16 protein-coding genes are annotated in these 17,156 nt (G+C 66.1%); 6 read left to right on the forward strand and 10 right to left on the reverse strand.

The genetic code is table 11. The features are described from left to right. From NI18_RS00690 to NI18_RS00700, 3 genes are all read left to right on the forward strand, one after another. Positions 1–432 (forward strand): acyl-CoA dehydrogenase family protein (locus NI18_RS00690; protein ID WP_037527362.1); only part of this gene is annotated, 432 nt, incomplete at its 5' end. A 125-nt stretch (positions 433–557) separates the two neighbouring features. Further along, complete coding sequence (locus NI18_RS00695) at positions 558–1,445, forward strand: acyl-CoA thioesterase II (RefSeq protein ID WP_037527363.1); 888 nt, start codon at positions 558–560, stop codon at positions 1,443–1,445. A gap of 76 nt (positions 1,446–1,521) precedes the next feature. Further along, positions 1,522–1,935: a BLUF domain-containing protein gene (locus NI18_RS00700; RefSeq protein WP_037527366.1), complete on the forward strand. Its 414-nt coding sequence runs from the start codon at positions 1,522–1,524 to the stop codon at positions 1,933–1,935. 10 nt (positions 1,936–1,945) lie between these two features. Here NI18_RS00700 and NI18_RS00705 read toward each other — a convergent pair whose 3' ends face one another. The 5 genes from NI18_RS00705 to NI18_RS00725 form a co-directional block, all read right to left on the reverse strand. Further along, a complete protein-coding gene (locus NI18_RS00705; protein ID WP_084214908.1) occupies positions 1,946–2,761 on the reverse strand; it encodes an SDR family oxidoreductase in 816 nt (271 codons plus the stop codon). Positions 2,762–2,771: 10 nt separating this feature from the next. Continuing rightward, entirely contained in the window at positions 2,772–3,536 is a 765-nt protein-coding gene (locus tag NI18_RS00710) for an SDR family oxidoreductase (protein ID WP_037527379.1), read from the reverse strand. Between the two features lie 35 nt (positions 3,537–3,571). Continuing rightward, a complete protein-coding gene (locus NI18_RS00715) occupies positions 3,572–4,651 on the reverse strand; it encodes a phosphotransferase family protein (RefSeq protein ID WP_052148887.1) in 1,080 nt (359 codons plus the stop codon). Further along, a complete protein-coding gene (locus NI18_RS00720) occupies positions 4,648–5,730 on the reverse strand; it encodes a Zn-dependent alcohol dehydrogenase (RefSeq protein ID WP_037527369.1) in 1,083 nt (360 codons plus the stop codon). Before NI18_RS00720 ends, NI18_RS00715 begins: the two co-directional genes overlap by 4 nt. A gap of 123 nt (positions 5,731–5,853) precedes the next feature. Beyond that, positions 5,854–7,137: an acyl-CoA dehydrogenase family protein gene (locus NI18_RS00725; protein ID WP_031394444.1), complete on the reverse strand. Its 1,284-nt coding sequence runs from the start codon at positions 7,135–7,137 to the stop codon at positions 5,854–5,856. Between the two features lie 156 nt (positions 7,138–7,293). Between NI18_RS00725 and NI18_RS00730 the strand changes: the two genes are divergently transcribed. Further along, positions 7,294–8,523, forward strand: coding sequence for a TetR/AcrR family transcriptional regulator (locus tag NI18_RS00730; RefSeq protein WP_037527374.1), 1,230 nt, complete (start codon positions 7,294–7,296; stop codon positions 8,521–8,523). Between the two features lie 64 nt (positions 8,524–8,587). Here NI18_RS00730 and NI18_RS26105 read toward each other — a convergent pair whose 3' ends face one another. The 5 genes from NI18_RS26105 to NI18_RS00745 form a co-directional block, all read right to left on the reverse strand. Beyond that, positions 8,588–9,025, reverse strand: coding sequence for a hypothetical protein (locus NI18_RS26105; RefSeq protein WP_306286138.1), 438 nt, complete (start codon positions 9,023–9,025; stop codon positions 8,588–8,590). Further along, positions 8,971–9,903: an MFS transporter gene (locus NI18_RS00735; RefSeq protein WP_306286139.1), complete on the reverse strand. Its 933-nt coding sequence runs from the start codon at positions 9,901–9,903 to the stop codon at positions 8,971–8,973. The genes NI18_RS26105 and NI18_RS00735 overlap by 55 nt, the downstream gene beginning before the upstream one ends. Positions 9,904–9,988: 85 nt before the next feature. After that, positions 9,989–11,794 (reverse strand): TonB-dependent receptor, encoded by a 1,806-nt coding sequence (locus tag NI18_RS21905; RefSeq protein ID WP_347574775.1) that lies wholly within the window; start codon positions 11,792–11,794, stop codon positions 9,989–9,991. Positions 11,795–11,874: 80 nt separating this feature from the next. Further along, a complete protein-coding gene (locus NI18_RS26110; protein WP_306286140.1) occupies positions 11,875–13,167 on the reverse strand; it encodes a TonB-dependent receptor plug domain-containing protein in 1,293 nt (430 codons plus the stop codon). A 682-nt stretch (positions 13,168–13,849) separates the two neighbouring features. Further along, on the reverse strand, positions 13,850–14,464 hold the full coding sequence (locus NI18_RS00745; protein ID WP_031440977.1) for a glutathione S-transferase family protein: 615 nt from the start codon (positions 14,462–14,464) through the stop codon (positions 13,850–13,852). Positions 14,465–14,540: 76 nt separating this feature from the next. On the opposite strand from NI18_RS00745, the gene NI18_RS00750 reads away from it, so the two are divergent. Together NI18_RS00750 and NI18_RS00755 are read left to right on the forward strand one after the other, a co-directional pair. Then, the gene (locus NI18_RS00750) at positions 14,541–16,106 is read left to right on the forward strand and encodes a class I adenylate-forming enzyme family protein (RefSeq protein ID WP_037527376.1); all 1,566 of its coding nucleotides are present in this window, start codon (positions 14,541–14,543) and stop codon (positions 16,104–16,106) included. After that, positions 16,103–16,879 (forward strand): thioesterase family protein, encoded by a 777-nt coding sequence (locus tag NI18_RS00755; protein WP_031440979.1) that lies wholly within the window; start codon positions 16,103–16,105, stop codon positions 16,877–16,879. The genes NI18_RS00750 and NI18_RS00755 overlap by 4 nt, the downstream gene beginning before the upstream one ends. The last annotated feature ends 277 nt before the right edge of the window (positions 16,880–17,156 follow it).

Raw genomic sequence — 17,156 nt, forward strand, 5'->3', positions numbered from 1 at the left:
CTGCTCCGCGCGGGCCGCACCGGCGCGTCCGCCGAGCTGCTCGGCGTCGGCGGCGGCGCGATGGACATGACGATCGGCTATATGAAACAGCGCAAGCAGTTCGGCACGCTGATCGGCAGCTTCCAGGCGCTCCAGCACCGCGCCGCGCATCTCTATTCGGAGATGGAGGTCGCGCGCGCCGCGGTCCTGAAGGCGCAGCAGCTGCTCGACACGGGCGACGACAAGGCCGACGAGGCCGTCTCGGTCGCCAAGGCGATGACCGCGCTAGCGACGACGCTCAGCGTGCAGGAAAGCGTGCAGATGCACGGTGGCATCGGCATGACCGACGAATATGACATCGGTTTCTACATGAAGCGCGCGCGCGTGCTGGCCGAGCTGTTCGGCGACGCCAACTTCCATGCCGACAGGCTGGCCATCGCCGCGGGCTATTGACGCTTCCGTTCCCCGGCGAAGGCCGGGGCCCAGTTGGGCAGCGCTTGCGGTCTGCCACTGCACTCCGTTACTGCGACCTCCCCGACTGGGCCCCGGCCTGCGCCGGGGAACAAGGTGAAGACTATATGACCCCCGATACTGCCAATACGTCCCCCGAAGCGCTCGCCCAGGGCCTCGTCGACCTGCTCGAGATCGACGAGGTCGACACCGACCTCTATGTCGGCAAGCGCCAGCCCGGCGGCGTCGGCCGCGTGTTCGGCGGGCAGGTGATCGCGCAGGCACTCCAGGCCGCGCAGCGCTCGACCGAGGCGCCCAAGGCCGCGCATTCGCTTCACGCCTATTTCATGCGGCCGGGTAACGAGGATTACCCGATCGTCTACCGCGTCGTCCGCGATTTCGAGGGCCGCAGTTTTGCGACGCGTCGCGTCATCGCGATGCAGAAGGGCCAGCCGATCCTCAACATGGCGGCGTCGTTTCAGACCCCCGAGGATGGTCTTCACCATCAGGACGCGATGCCCGACGTCGCGCCGCCCGAGGAGCTGCGCTCCGATCGTGACCTGCGGCTGGAGAATATCGACGGCATTCCCGAGAAGTTTCGTGCACACATGCTGCGCTGGCGCCCGATCGAGGTCCGCCCGGTCAACCCGCGCAGCTGGATCGATCCGCCCGCGCAGGCACCGAACCATGCCAACTGGTTTCGGATCGTGGCGCCGATCGGCGATGATCCCGCGATGCACCGCGCGGTCCTGTCCTATGCCTCGGACATGGCGTTGCTGGGAACCGCGCTGCTGCCGCACGGGATCAACTGGATCACGCCGGGTCTGCAGACCGCCAGCCTCGATCATTCGCTCTGGCTGCACGAGGATTTCCGCGCGGACGACTGGCTGCTCTATGCCTGCGATGCCCCCTGGTCGGGTCATGCGCGCGGCTTCAACCGCGGCAAGATCTTCTCCCGCGACGGACGGCTGGTCGCGAGCGTCGCGCAGGAGGGGCTGATCCGGATGCGAAAATAGCTGTGGTTTACGCGGGTTAACCCGGTCTTCGTAAATTCCGATTAGTCCCGCGCGATCATTCTCCGGGATCATCGGCATGCAGCGCCTTCTCTATATCAGCACCTCGCGTGGCCGTGTGACACAGCCGGTCATCGACGAGATTCTGCGGGTCTCGCGTCGCAACAATGCCGCCGCGGGCGTGACCGGTCTGCTCATCGCTGGCGGCAACAGGTTTCTCCAGGTGCTCGAAGGCGATGATCTCGCCGTGTCGCGCACCTTCGATCGCATCCAGCGCGACGACCGGCATTTCGCGATGGTGCAGCTCGCGAAACAGACGATCACCGAGCGCAGCTTCGGTAGCTGGTCGATGGGATTTGCCAGCGGCGCGGTGCCTGGTGGTGGCGCGACGTCGCCCGCCGCCACGATCGCGGCCCTGATCGCGCCGATCGAGGATCCGACGCTACGCGGCTATTTCACCGGTTTCGCCGACCTGCATCTCTCAGCTGCCTGAGCGGACCGCCTCAGGCTGCGGTCTTGCCGTAATCCTGTCGCGTCACCGGATGGCTCGACGACAATCCGCCATCCACAACGATCGCCTGACCATTGACGTAGCTTGCGTCATCGGAGGCGAGGAACACCGCGACCCGGGCAAGCTCCTCGGGCTGCGCGCCGCGGTGGAGCGGGTTGAGACGACCGACGCGGTCCATCTTGTTGGCCTCGCGCGCATAGTCGAACACCGGCTTGGTCATCCCGGTTTCGGTCAGCCCGGGGCAGATCGCATTGACGCGGACGTTCGCACCCGACAGCTGCTGCGCCGACACCGCGGCCAGATTGATCACCCCCGCCTTGGACGCGGAATAGGCCGGCGACCCTGCGCCCGACCGTAACCCGGCGACGCTCGCGGTCAAGACGATCGCGCCGCCCCTGCCCGTCTCGGCCGCGCGCGCGACGATCCGTGGTGCCGCGTGCTTGATGGCGAGGAACGGACCGATCAGATTGACCCGCAGCACTTCGGTGATCAGCACGACGTCGGTGTCGAAGAGATTGGCCATGCCGCCCGAGATGCCGGCATTGGCGAACAGCACGTCGAGCCCGCCATAGGTATCGCAGGCGAGCGCGACCATGCGGATCACGTCCTCCTCCTCCCCCGCGTCGACGCGGATCGGGGTGGCGATGCCGCCGGCCTGGCTGATCAGATGCGCGGTCTCGTCCGCACCCTCGGTACGGTCCGCGACGACGACATGCCCGCCCTCCGCCGCGAACAGCAATGCCGCCGCGCGGCCGATACCTGACCCTGCGCCGGTGACGATGATCGACCTGTTCTCGAACCGCATGATGCCCTCCCCTTTAGATCGTGACGCCGCCGTCGATGACCAGCGTCTGCCCGGTCATGAAACGGCTCGCGGATGCGGCGAGAAACACCACCGCGCCCGCGATTTCCTCGGGTTCGCCGATGCGTCGCAGCGGCACGCGGGTGTTCGCCGCCGCGATCCGCTCGGGATCCTCCCACAGCACGCGCGCGAAATCGGTGCGGATCAGTCCGGGTGCGATGCAGTTCACGCGGACACCCGACGGGCCGAACTCGACTGCGAGATTGCGAGCGAGCTGCATGTCGGCGGCCTTGCTGATGCAATAGGCGCCGATGACCGGCGATCCGCGAAGCCCGCCGATCGAGGAGATGATGATGATGCTGCCGTCCCGCTGCTCCGTCATGCCGGGGGCGACCATCTGGATCAGCCAGTGGTTGGAGACGATGTTGTTGTCGAGGATCTTGCGGAACTGGTCGTCGCCGATCCCCGCCTGGGGTCCGTAATAGGGGTTGGAGGCGGCGTTGCAGACCAGCACGTCGATACGGCCGAACGCGCTGCGGGTCGTGTCGACGAGATGCTGGAGCGCCGCCTTGTCGGCGATGTTCGCCGCGACCGCAATCGCGCGGCCCTCGCCGTAGCGCGCGTTGATCTCCGCCGCGACGGCATCGCACGCCTCCTGTTTCCGGCTGGAGATCACCACTCTTGCGCCATGTGCCGCCAGCTCGACGGCACTCGCCTTGCCGATCCCGCGCGACGATCCGGTGATGATCGCGACCTTCCCGCTCAGGTCGAACTGCGTCATGCCCTGCCTCTCCCCTTCTGCCTGCGGGACGTGCGTCACGCGCCCGCCTTCACCGCAAAGCCCCATGCCGCATCCGCCAGCGCGTGGACCTTGGCGACCGTCGCTTCGGCCTGTGCGCTCGACGCGGTGCCGTCGATGATCCGCTTCTTGATCCCCTGGACGATCCCGGTGAGCCGGAAGAGGTTATAGGCGAAATACCAGTTCAGATCGGGGACGCCGTCCCGCCCGGTCGCAGCGCAATAGCGCGCGACGACCTGCTCGATCGTCGGAATCCCGGTCTCCGGACCGGTCAGGCCGAGCACCCCCGACCGGCCTTCGGGCTCGGTCACCCAGCTCATCAGCATGTAGGAAAAGTCGGCGAGCGGATCGCCGAGCGTCGACAGCTCCCAGTCGAGCACCGCGATGACCTTCGCGCCCGCGCCGTCCGTCGCATGGGCGAAGATCATGTTGTCGATGCGATAGTCACCGTGGACGATCGACGTCCGCGTCTGGTCGGGCAAGGTCCGTGGCAACCAGTCGATCAGCCGCTCGACCGACTCCATCCGCTCGGTCTCCGCCGCGCGATATTGCTTGGTCCAGCGCCCCACCTGCCGCTCAAAATAATTGCCGGGCTTGCCATAGGATGCGAGCCCCGCCGCCGCATAATCGGTGTTGTGAAGCGCGGCGAGCGCGTCGATCATCGCGTCATAATGCGCGCGGCGTTCGGCGGGCGTCGCACCCGGCATCGCGCCGTCCCAGATGGTCCGACCCTCGACCATTTCCATGACATAGAATGGCGCGCCGATGACGTCGGGATCCTCGCACAGCCCGTACGGCCGGGGAACGGGAAAGCCCGTCGGATGAAGCCCGGCGATCACCGCATATTCGCGCTCGACCGCATGCGCCGAGGGCAGGATCGGCCCGAACGGCTTGCGGCGCAGGACATAGGCGCGCGCCGGCGTGTCGAGCCGATAGGTCGGGTTCGACTGGCCGCCGGCGAACTTGGCGTAGCGCAGCGGCCCGGCAAAGCCTTCGACCGACTCCGTCATCCATGCCGTCAAACGGTCGAGATCGAGCCGGTCCCGCTCGCCGACCGGGATCGTACCGACCATCGTGCTGGCTGCGTCGCTGCTCATGCGAAGGTGATCACGCTGCGCGTCGTGTCGCCGCGGCGCAATTCGTCGAACGCGTCGTTGATCCGTTCGAGCGGCATGCGGTCCGCGATGATCGTGTCGAGATCGAGCAGCCCGCGCATGTAGAAATCGACGAGCCGCGGGATGTCGACCGGAAACCGGTTCGACCCCATGAACCCGCCCTGCAGGCGCTTGCCCGACAGCAGGTCCATCGCCGACAGCCCGACCTTCTCGCCGAGCGGCATCATCCCCAGGATCGTCGCTGTCCCGCCGCGCCGCAGCACCTTGACCGCGGTCGCCGCCGACTGCGTCCGGCCGACCGCCTCGATCGCATGGTGGACGCCGCCCCTGGTCAGCGCGACAACCTCGTCCGCGGCGGTCTCCGACAGCGCGTCGAAGCTGTGCGTGGCGCCAAGCTTCTCCGCCATCGCGCGCTTCTCCGGCACCGGATCGAGCGCGATGATCTTGCCCGCGCCCGCGATCTTCGCCGCGTTCACTGCCGCCAGCCCGATCCCGCCGCACCCGACCACGCACACCGTCTCGCCCGGCGTCACGTCGGTCGTGTTGAACACCGCGCCCGCCCCGGTCGTGATCGCACAGCCGAGCAGCGCCGCACGGTCCATCGGCATGTCGCGGTCGATCGCGACGCAGGCATGTTCGTGCACCAGCATCATCTCGGCATAGGCGCTCAGGTTCAGCATCTGCGCGATCGGCCGGTCACCCAGCATCAGCCGCGGCGGCGCGCCCTTCGGACGCCGCACCGAGCTGTCGACGCAGAGCGCCATGCGACCGGTCACGCAGAACTCACAGTGGCCGCAAAACGCCGAGAGGCAGGTGACGACATGGTCGCCAACCTTGACCATGGCGACCTCGTCACCGACCGCCTCGACGACGCCGCACGCCTCGTGCCCCGGAATGGTCGGCATCGCATGCGGATAGGCGCCGTCGACGAAGTGCAGGTCGGAGCGACACACCCCGACCGCGACGGTACGGATCAACACCTCGCGCGGACCCGGCTTCGAGACGGTGACGTCCTCGATGCTGAGCGGGGTGTTGGCTTCGAAAAGGACTGCGGCTTTCATGGGTGGTCTGGCTCCAGATTTGGCGGGCGCGCAATCAAAAATGCCGTTCGTCCTGAGCGAAGTCGAAGGACTGGCTCGTTCGGGGCATGTCCTTCGACTGCGCTCAGGACGAACGGGACAGGGTCAGCGGCTCACCCCGACATCCCCGCTCGACACGCCGCCTTTGCGAAAGTCCCCGTATTTGCCGAATTCGTTACGCGCGATCGACCGGTTGTGGACCTCGTCGGGACCATCGGCGAAGCGCAGCGTTCGCATTGCCGCCCAGTCGTGCGCGAGCCGGAAATCGTCCGACACGCCACCACCACCATGCGCCTGGATCGCATCGTCGAGGATCCTCAGCGCCATGTTCGGCGCGGCGACCTTGATCATCGAGATCTCGATCTGCGCGGATTTGTTGCCGGCCTTGTCCATCATGTCCGCGGCCTTGAGGCAGAGCAGCCGCGTCATCTCGATATCGATCCGCGCGGTCGCGATCCGCTCCTCCCAGACCGAGAAGTCGGCGATCCGCTTGCCGAACGCGACACGGCTCAGTAGCCGCTTCGCCATCGCCTCGATCGCGGTCTCCGCGACGCCGATCGTCCGCATGCAATGGTGGATGCGGCCCGGCCCGAGCCGCCCCTGCGCGATCTCGAACCCGCGTCCTTCGCCCAGCAGCACGTTCTCGACCGGCACGCGGACATTCTCGAGCACGACCTCGCCATGCCCGTGCGGCGCGTGGTCATAGCCATAGACGGACAGCATCCGCTTGATCGTCACGCCGGGCGTGTCCATCGGCACCAGGATCTGGCTCTGCTGCTGATGCCGCGATCCCTCGAAGCTCGTCTTGCCCATGACGATCGCGATCTTGCAGCGCGGATCGCCGACCCCCGACGACCACCATTTCGTCCCGTTGATCACGTAGTGATCGCCGTCGCGGACCATCGACGTCTCGATATTGGTCGCATCCGACGACGCCACCGCAGGCTCGGTCATCAAAAAGGCGGACCTGACCTCGCCGCGCATCAGCGGGCCGAGCCACGCCTCCTTCTGCTCGCGGGTTCCATAGCGATGGAATACCTCCATATTGCCTGTATCGGGCGCCGAGCAGTTGAAACATTCGCTCGCCCAGCTGACCTTGCCCATCTCCTCAGCGCATAACGCATATTCAAGATTGGTCAGCTGCGTCCCCTCGAACACGAAGCTGTCATCGACGTGGGTCTGCCCGGAATGGGGGGGCATGAAGAAATTCCACAGCCCCGCGGCCTTGGCCTTTTCCTTCATCTCCTCGATCACCGGAATCACCTTCCAGCGCTCGCCATGGTGGGCCTGAGCGTCGTAATCGGCCTGACGCGGGCGGATATTCTGGTCGATGAAGTCGCGCACGCGATCTCGGAAATAGGTCTCTCGGTCGCTGAAGCTGAAATCCATGCGGGCTCTCCATCGGTCCACGGTCTGGCGGTCGATTAGACCATACCGCGTATTCGGTAAAGCATCCGGGAGCGTGCCGAAAGCCGGTTTTCCACTCGGCCACGAAAGCGCCTAAAAAGCACTGTAACTTCAAATCGAAGCTGTTAGGGTATTTTGATGAAGGTTCCGGCAGAGGCGATCGAAGACGGCGAACAGGGCACGAAGCGCTTCCGTGCCAAGCGTGACGCCATCCTCGCCGCAGCCGCAGAGGCGATCAACGAGCAAAGCGCCAAGGGCATGACCTTCGCGGACGTTGCGCGGCGCGTCGGGCTCAACACGACGAGCGTTACCTATTACTTCAAGCGCAAGGAAGACCTCGCCGCCGCCGCGTTCGAGAACACGCTCGATTATCTGCTGCGGATGCTCGACGAGGCGATGGTCGAGCCGACCCCGCAGGCCCGCGTCGCCCGCTATCTCGCGCTCAACATGGCGCGGCTCGGCCGGATTCAACGCGGCGAGGAAAAGGCGTTCGCGGTCCTGTCCGATCTGCGCGCCACCGAAGACCCGATCCGCAGCCGGCTGATGAACGGCTGGCGCGAGGTGTTCCGCCGCACCCGCCTCCTCTGGGGCCCGTCGACCGGTCGCGCGCAGACCGACATGCAGAGCGCGCGTGCCCACGTCCTGCTCGAAAATACCTTCTGGCTGCCGATCTGGCTGACGCGATACGAGCCCGACCAATATGCCCGTGTCGAGGCGCGGCTGATGGACGTGTTCGCGCACGGCATCGCCGGGCCGGGTGCGCGCTGGGCACCGACGCTGCTCGACCTCAGCCATGACGATGCCGAACCGGGGCGCGAGGCGTTCCTGCTGGCGGCGACGCGGCTTATCAACGAACTCGGCTATCGCGGCGCATCAGTGCAGAAGATCGCGTCCGAACTGAACGTCACCAAGGGCAGCTTCTACCACCATCTCGATGCGAAGGACGATCTGGTCATCGCCTGCTATCGCCGCAGCTTCGACACGATCGCCGATGCGCAGGGCCGCGGTGAGGCCGAGGGCGGTAGCTATTGGCACAAGCTGTCGAGCACCGTCGCGACGCTGCTCGACGTCCAGTTCGCCGAGCGCGGTCCGCTGCTCCGCACGACCGCGCTCAGCGGCCTGCCGCCGAGCGTCCGCGACGCGATGGTCGAGCGGTCTAACGGAATTGCACGGCGCTATGCGGGAATGATGATGGACGGGATCGGCGAGGGCTCGATCCGCGCGGTCGATGCGCTGATCGCCGCACAGGCGCTGATGGCGGTCCAGAATGCCGCCTTCGACATGCGCAAATGGGCGTCGACCATGCCGCGCGAGCGTGCAGTTGCAATGTATGCCTCAACGCTGATGTACGGCCTGTTCGACGATTGATCTGCAAAGGAGCGGCGGCGACCGGCACAGGCTGACTGCCGCGCCGCTCCCCGCCCCCGACGTCTCAGGCCGCCGCGAGCGCGGCCTGATCCTCGGCGCGCTTGAGCAGCACGCCCGCACGCCAATAATGGTAAAGCGCCCAGGGCGTCATCATCACGATGATCACCAGCGCATAGCGTAGTGATTCCTCGCCAAAGGTCGGCTTCAACAGGTCGCTCAGCCAGCCGACCATCGTCGGGCCGAGGCCGAGGCCGACCAGGTTGATGACCAGCAACGTGATCGCCGCCCACATCGCACGGGTCTTCAGCGGCGCGAGATGCTGGATGAGCGCGAAGCTCGGCCCCAGGTACGAATTGGCGAAGATCAGGTAGACGAAATAGCTGCCGATCGCGATGGCCGGCACGTCGATCAGGTAGAAGGCCAGCGCGAAGGGCAGCGACAGCCCCTTCATGACGAGCACGACCCAGCTCTGCACGTGAAGGCCGTGGCGCTTGGCGAGCACATCGGCGATCTTGCCGCCGGCAAGCGCCGAGATTGCCCCGAACAGGCACCCGGCAGCGCGATGTAGCGCGACACGTCGAGCATCGAGATGCCGAGCGAACGCTGCATGAAGCTCGGCCCCCACCCCGTCAGCGCATACCCGATCATCGAGGTCAGGGTCACGCCGACGACGAGATGCTGCGCGGGCGCGCTCGCCCACATAGAGGCAAAGCCCTGCGCGACGCTCGGCATCGGCGCCGGCGCGGCGACCGGGCCAGCGTCGGACAGGCCGCGACGCGGCTCGACCATGAACAGCCGGACGAGCACCGCCAGCGCGATACCGGGCAGTCCGACGGTCATCATCGCCACCCGCCAGCCATAGCTGTGCGCAACGACGCCGCCGATCAGCGTCCCGAATCCCGCCCCCAGCACCACGCCGAGCGAATAGACTGCCATCGCGCCCGCGCGCTTTTCGGGGGGATAGAGATCGGCGATGATCGAATGGCTGGGCGGGCTCGACCCGGCCTCGCCAATCCCGACGCCGATGCGGAACAGCATGAGTTGCGTGAAGTTTTGCGCCAGACCGCACATCGCGGTCATCGCGCTCCAGATCGTCAGGCTCACCGCGATGATGTTGCGGCGGCTCGTCCGGTCGGCCAGTCGCGCGACCGGGATGCCGAGCGTGGCGTAGAAGATCGCGAACACGAGTCCCGAGAGCAACCCAAGCTGCGTGTCGGTCAGCACAAGGTCCGCCTTGATGCGTTCGAGCAGGATCGCGAGGATCTGCCGATCCATATAGCTGAAGAAATAGGTGAGCGTGAGCAGGGTGAGCGTCAGGCCGCGGCGCTTCATGGCCAGGGAATCGGCGATGTCGGAATGCGTCTTCAACGCTGTCGCCATGGTCATCCTCTCGTATCGTTGCTGGCCTTGCGACCCTGTTGGGACCGTACCCAATCGTTGAAAGCAAGGCCAGCGCCGAGAGCAATCAGAATTTTTGCGACAAACCGAGTTTTGCGGTGAACCCGAGCGGCGAGGCGGTGAACGGATCGTAATTCTGGTCCAGCCGCGCGAAGGGCGGCGCGCGATCGAAGATGTTGAGCGCGGACAGCGACACCGTCGATCCGGTCGGCAACGCGATCCTCAGCGTGGCATCCATCGTCTTGAACGCACCGATCTCCTTGCCGCCCGTCACCGATCCACCGGCCAGTGCACCGAAGTTCGGCCCGAAGATCGCGGCGCCGCGTTGGTCGGTATAGCCATCGATATAGTTGAACTGCACCCGCAGGCTGGCGACATCGTAATCACCCTGCACATACCAGTTGCCCTTGATTTCGGGCACCGGATAGGCGGTCGTCTGGTAGTTGAGCAGGCCGACACCGTCGAATGCGGGCTGCACGACGATCCCTTCGACCGTCACGTCCTTGGTCTTGTAGTCGATGACATAGGTGCCGGTCGCACCCACCGTGACGGTCGCCAGCCCGAGCTCGCCGCGAAAGCTTGCCTGGACGTCGAGACCCGAGGTCGTGACATCGGCGCTGTTGACATAAACGGTGCGCAACCGCTGGACATTGCCGACACCGCAGCCCGCACCGGTGAACGTGAAGCGCTGCTGGAGAGCGGCAAAGGCGGCATTGCCGCAATTCGCCGCGCCGCTCGCACCGAACAATGCGTTGACGATGCCCTGTGTCGGCTCCTGCTCGATCGGCCCCTTCAAGTCGTACCGGAAATAGTCGACGCTCGCATTGAACCCGCCCGCGTCGAGGATCACGCCGCCGCTATAGGTCGTCGCCTTTTCAGGCTCGAGATCCGGATTCCCGTTGATGTCGACCGCGCGGAACGAGGTGCCGATGATCTGCAGCGCAGTCAGATTGCCTTCGAGCTGCTGCGCGGGCGGTCCGCGGAACGTCGTCCCGGCCCCGCCGCGCAACGCCAGCCACGGCGCCACCTGGATGCGCAACCGCCCCTGCGGATTGAAGGTCGACCCGACATTGCCACCATAATCCTCGTACCGCGCGGACAGCTGGGCGTTGATCGCCTCGAGGATCGGCAGCTGCAGCTCGGCGAACAGCGCCTTCACGTCGCCCACCGAGGACGCGTTCCGGTTGGTGCCGAGGAAGCCCAGCGCACCCGTCTGCGGCGTACAGGTCGCACGCGGATTGAGCGGTGTCCCCGGGCAGGGATTTACCGCGAGGTTGCTGTCGGCATTATAGTTCACGGCATAATAATTGCGGCGATACTGGCCGCCGATCGCAAAACCGACATCGCCACCGGGCAGTCGCAGCCCGGTCCGCCCACCGAGCACGAGGTCGCCGACGAACAATTGCGTGTTGTAGACGGTGCGCGTCGTGCGGAAGAAATTGTCGACCGTCGCAATGTCGTTGACCAGCCCCGCACCGGGCGCGGTGCTGAGCCCGTTGGTGCCGCGCGACCCGGCATAATTGGGGTTCACCTGACCCGTGACCGGATTGGCCGCCACCGCGGTCGAGAACGGGTTGAAGAAAGTGCAGCCATTCGTTCCGGCAAGCGAAGCGATCTGCGCAGCGGTCAGCCCGGCGCGCGACGCGGTGGTCGCATAGGCGCAATTGGGGCCACCAAAACCCGCGATCGCGTTCTGCAGCAGGTCACCGAACGTGTCGGTCCCCTCATTCTCGCGGACATATTGCGAATAGGTCCCGCTCGCGGTCAGGTTGATCCGATCGGTGACCTCCCACGACAGGTCCGCGGTAAAGCGCATTTCCTCCGACTGGCGCTTGGAGAATGCCGATCCGCGGTCATTGTCCCCGCCCCGCATGACCGGATTGCCACCGAGCAGTGCCGGACGGAAGAGCACGGGGAAGGCGAGCGCGGGCGCGAGCGGCGTGCCGTTCGCGGTCAGGCAGCCCGCCGCCGCACCATAAACCTGGCAATAATCGCGCAGTGCCGGTGCATAGGTCGGCACCTGGAAGAAGCCCGCACCGCCGCCCGCCGCATTCGCCGATGGCGGCAGCGTCGGCAGATAGGTCGGCGACGTCGTGATCCGGGTCGAGGTCGATCCGTAGAGCGCGGTCGCGGTGAACTGCAGCGAACTGGTGAGGTCGATCGCGACCTCGGCATAGGCCTGATACCGGTCCTCCGGCTCGACGAGATTGCCGAACTGGCCGTAATTGTTGAAGCATCGATCGGTCGGCACCGCGATCGTCCCGACTGCGGTCGCGTCGGTGTGGTCGAGCCCGCGACACTGCGGAATCCGCCGAGCGATTCACACCCCAGATCGCGAACGAAATTTACCCCGTTCGACGCGCCGTTCGCGCCATAGCCGGTGAACAGACGCCCGCTGACCGGGTCGAGAAACGGGACGGTCGCGTTGAAATCGAGGTTGCCGGGGTTGCCGCCGCCGGTCCAGCCGCCCTGGGGATTGTTGGCATAGGGCTGGATGGTGAAGTCCCGATCGGTCGTACGGAGCTCCGACCGATGCTGATAGCCAAACGACGCCAGCATCCGCACGCCGTTGCCGCTGTGACCATAGCTCATGGCCGTGCCGTAATCGCCCTTCGACCCGTCGATATAGCGGTAGTCGCCCGACACCAGGAAACCCTGCTGGTCGGTCCGTGTGATGAAATTGACCACGCCCGCGATCGCGTCCGAGCCATAGGTGGCGGCGGCGCCGTCCTTGAGCACCTCGACACGACCGATCGCGGCCGAGGGGATCAGGTTGATGTCGACGATGGGAATACCGCCGCCGACCGGCACCAGCCGCTTGCCGTTGAGCAGCACCAGCGTACGTTGCGGCCCCAGTCCGCGCAGATTGACCGACGCGACGCCCTCATTGCCCTGACTGCGGCTGTCGAACTGGTTCGCGTCGCCGGTCACGCCGTTCGAGGTCGGCAGGTTTTTGAGCAGTTCGACCGCGGTCGGCGCGCCCTGCTTCGCGAGTTCATCGCCCGAAATCACGTCGACGGGTGCGGCGGCATCCTCGGACGACCCGCGGATCAGCGAGCCGGTGACGATGATGTCGGCATTCTCTGACTGGGCGGCGGCAGACTGCGCGGGGTTCGCTGTGACCTGCCCCGCTCCCGTCGTTCCCAATGGTTGTGGATCACCCCCGATTTGCGCTGCCGCCGGAACGGCAAGGGCCCATGCAAGTACGAAAAACGCGGACGCGACGAAATAGCGCTGCTTGGCCACATCACTCTCCCCTGTTCGGCCGAAGCACTTTGGCCCGTACCGCATCATCGAATAGATTCTTCTACGCCTTACGCGTCAAGCGGGAAAATCGTAGCATATTGCTACTAATCCCCGCCAATACTGTCATGTAGAAGGCTTTCGCCAGTTCCGGATCGGCCAGAACCATTTTTCGATCTTGCGATAATGTGGCCCCGGGGAGAGGGCCTTTGCCGCAGCGGTCCGACCCTAAGGATACCAGCCGCCGCCGGCCTTCAAGCGCCGAAGTCAGGTGACGCCAGAAATGACGCAAAACGGAACAGCGCATGCGGCGTCAGGCCCGGTCGCACAATGCTCGCTGATGCTGGGGTTTCAGGAAGGACGGCGGAAGGTACGGCCTTGCCGTCCTTCCGCCTTATCCCCTCTCCAAACTCGTCAAGGCGGCGACCTGATGGACTGCCTGCCTGTCGATACCGAGCACTGCGAGAGTGCTTCAAGGCTCAACCACCCTAGGTCCGTCTCTTTCCGAAACTGAACATCAGGTATGGGCAGCTATTGGCATGATTCGCCGGGGGATGCAAAGGGAAGTTCGGGCGCCGTCGCGGATGCCGGACTAAAGTCGGGGATCGCTGCCGGACCGCCCTGCGCCCGCATCCGGCCGGTCCGGAGCACGAGGCCGGGGCCAGGACCCGGGACGCCAGCGGCGCTAGGCCTGTGCGCTTGGACGGGCCGACGCACGGTCGTGCCAGGCCCTGAGATGCCCCAGCTCGTCCGGGATGGGAATGCCGACGAACGCAGCGAAATCGATCGTCGTCAGCAGGACGATGTCGGCAATGGTATAGCGCACCCCGTCGAGCCATTCGATGCCCGCCACCGCAGCGTCGAACTCGGCCATGCCCGACCGGACACGCGGCCGCTGGGTTTCGCCGAATTCGGTATATTGCGGCTTCACGATCCGCGCCGTCCAGGGATGCGTATGCTGCCACACCAGCGACAGCGGCGTCATCAGTCGCAATTCGACCCGCCGCGTCCACATGTCCACCTCGGCGATATTGTGCGCGCCGTGCCCGAACAGCGGGGGCTCCGGATGCAGCGCCTCGAAATATCGACAGATCGCGACGCTCTCGGTCAGCACGCGACCATCGTCGAACGCCAGCGCGGGCGTCTGGCCATAGGGGTTCACCGCGAGGAACGGCGCCGCCTTGTGCTCCGCCTTGGGTATCGACACCTGCACCATCGGGATGCGCACCTGCTTTTCGGCGAGGAAGATCCGGACGCGGCGCGGGTTGGGCGCCGGCGAGGCACTGTCGTAGAACAACATGGCGGATCCTTTTGCGAGTCGACTTTTCGAATATCGCGTATGGCATTCGACGCGCACTTCGCCTAGCCACGCGGATATGACGATCGCCTCCGATTTGCTCGCTACCGACTTCGCGACCCTGCCGGATCTGATCCGCGCACACGCTCGGGAACGCGGGTCATCGACCGCCATCGCGGATTCGCAGGGCAGTATCGACTATGCAACGCTCGACCGGACGATGGACCGCGTCGCGGCGGCGCTGCAACGCGACGGCATCGCCGCGGGACAGGCAATCGCGATCGTCGCCGCGCCGTCGACCAGCTATCTTTCTGTTTTCCTTGGCGCGGTACGGGCCGGCTGTGTCGCGACGCCAATCGCGCCGTCGGCGACTCCAGCGGCGATCGCGGCAATGATCGCGGACAGCGGCGCGCCGATCGTCGTTCTCGACGAGGCCATGGCGCAGGCTCTGGCGGGCGAACGCATCACCGCGCGCATCCTGCTCCTGTCGGACGCCGACCTGCCGCCCGAGGGGTCCGGCGACGCCAAGCTGTTGGAGCGCTGGCTCGCGCCCGATGGTGCACACCCCACGCCCGTGGCGATCGCGCCTGGCGATGCGTTCAACATCATCTACTCGTCGGGCACGACCGGCACGCCCAAGGGGATCGTCCAGAGCCATGCGATGCGCTGGGCGCATATCGCGCGCAACAGCGCCGCGGGGTTCGACACTGCGGTCACAATGATCGCGACGCCGCTCTATTCGAACACCACGCTCGTCAGCATCCTGCCGACGCTCGGCTGGGGCGGCAGCGTCGTGCTGATGGGCAAGTTCGACGCGCGCGGCTATCTGACGCTCGCCGAGCGATACCGCGCAACGCACACGATGCTCGTTCCGGTCCAGTATCAGCGGATCATGGCGCTCCCCGATTTCGACGCATTCGACCTCTCGGCCTTCCGTTTCAAGACGAGTACCAGCGCGCCCTTCTCCGCCGCGCTGAAGGCCGACGTGGTCGCGCGCTGGCCGGGGCTGCTCGTCGAGTTCTACGGCATGACCGAAGGCGGAGCGAGCTGCGCGCTCAACGCGACCGCGCATCCGACCAAGTTGCATAGCGTGGGTCAGCCGATGCCGGGGCACGAGATCCGCCTGATCGACGATGACGGTGTCGAGGTACCGCCGGGTGAAATGGGCGAGGTCGTCGGCCGCTCGCCCGCGATGATGAACGGCTATCACGGCCGTAGCGACGCGACGCGCGACGCCGAGTGGCATGATGCCGAGGGCAACCGCTATATCCGCCACGGCGATGTCGGTCGGTTCGACGAAGACGGCTTTCTTATCTTGATGGACCGCAAGAAGGACCTGATCATCTCGGGCGGGTTCAACATCTACCCCTCCGACCTCGAGGCGGTGCTTGGGCAGCATCCCGACGTCGCCGATTGCGCGGTCATCGGCATGCCGTCCGAGGCGTGGGGCGAGACGCCGGTCGCTGTCATCGTCCCTCGCTCCCCAGCGGCGAACCCGGCGGAAATCCTGGCGTGGACCAACGCGCAGCTCGGCAAGACCCAGCGCCTGTCGGGCATCCATCCGGTGAGCGAACTCCCCCGCAGCGCGATCGGCAAGGTGCTCAAACGCGAGCTGCGCGATTCCCTGACGGGGACGGCGGCATGACCAGTCTGCGACAGGCGATCGAGGCGCTGCAGCCGATCGAGGGCGGCTGGCGCGGGACCGTGCCGGACAATTGGCTGCAGGGCCGCACCGCCTATGGCGGGTTCTCGGCCGCGCTCGCGCTGCATGCGGCGCAAATGTCGGACACCGATCTGCCACCGCTCCGCTCGGCGCAGGTCGCGTTCATCGGCCCGCTCTCGGGCGACATAACGATCCGCGCAACTCGATTGCGACGCGGCCGCAATGCCGCGTTCGTCCAGGCGGACGTCGAGAGCGCGGCGGGGCTCGGGCTGCGCGCGACCTTCGTCTTCATGGGGCCGATCGCCTCGCGCGTCGACCACCACACCGGCACCGCGCCCGCCTTCGCGGTACCCGACGCCGACACCGCGACCTATCGCGGACACAGCGCGGTCGCCTTCTCGCGCAATTTCGATCTGCTCGACCGCCGCGACGACAGCGTCGGCCCCGCCGAATGGCTGCGCTGGGTCCGGCTGGCGGAGCGCGACGGGCTCGATCCGATGGTCGAACTGATCGCGGTCGCGGACTGCCTTCCACCCTCCGCGCTCAAGCTGCTCGGCGGGCCGGCACCGCTCAGCTCGATGACCTGGCTGCTCAACATCCTCGGCCCGCAACCAGTGACACGCGATGGCTGGTGGCTGCTGCGCGCGACGACCGACTATGTCCGCGACGGCAGTTCGAGCCAGTCGATGGCGATCTGGAACGCGGAAGGCCTGCCGATCGCCGAACAGATGCAGAGCGTCGCGATCTTCGCCTGACCGCCACGTCAGGTCGGCCGCGCGCGGATGTGACGTGCACGATACAGATTGCGACAGTTTATCCGTCACCTGACAAAGCGTCGCGACAGCCGACCGTCATAACCGGGACATTCGATGGGGATCAGCCCCGTCCGACCGGAGATACGCGATGCGCAAGACCCTGCTCACGCTGGCGCTGACAGCCAGCAGCTTTGCCGCCACGGCATGCGGCGCACAGTCCGCCCCCGCCGACCGCGCCGATGCCGCCGCCACCAGCGCCGCCAATCGCGCCGCGCAG

Origin of the sequence: Sphingomonas sp. Ant20 (assembly GCF_000783375.1) — a bacterium.
Lineage (GTDB): Bacteria > Pseudomonadota > Alphaproteobacteria > Sphingomonadales > Sphingomonadaceae > Sphingomonas > Sphingomonas aerolata.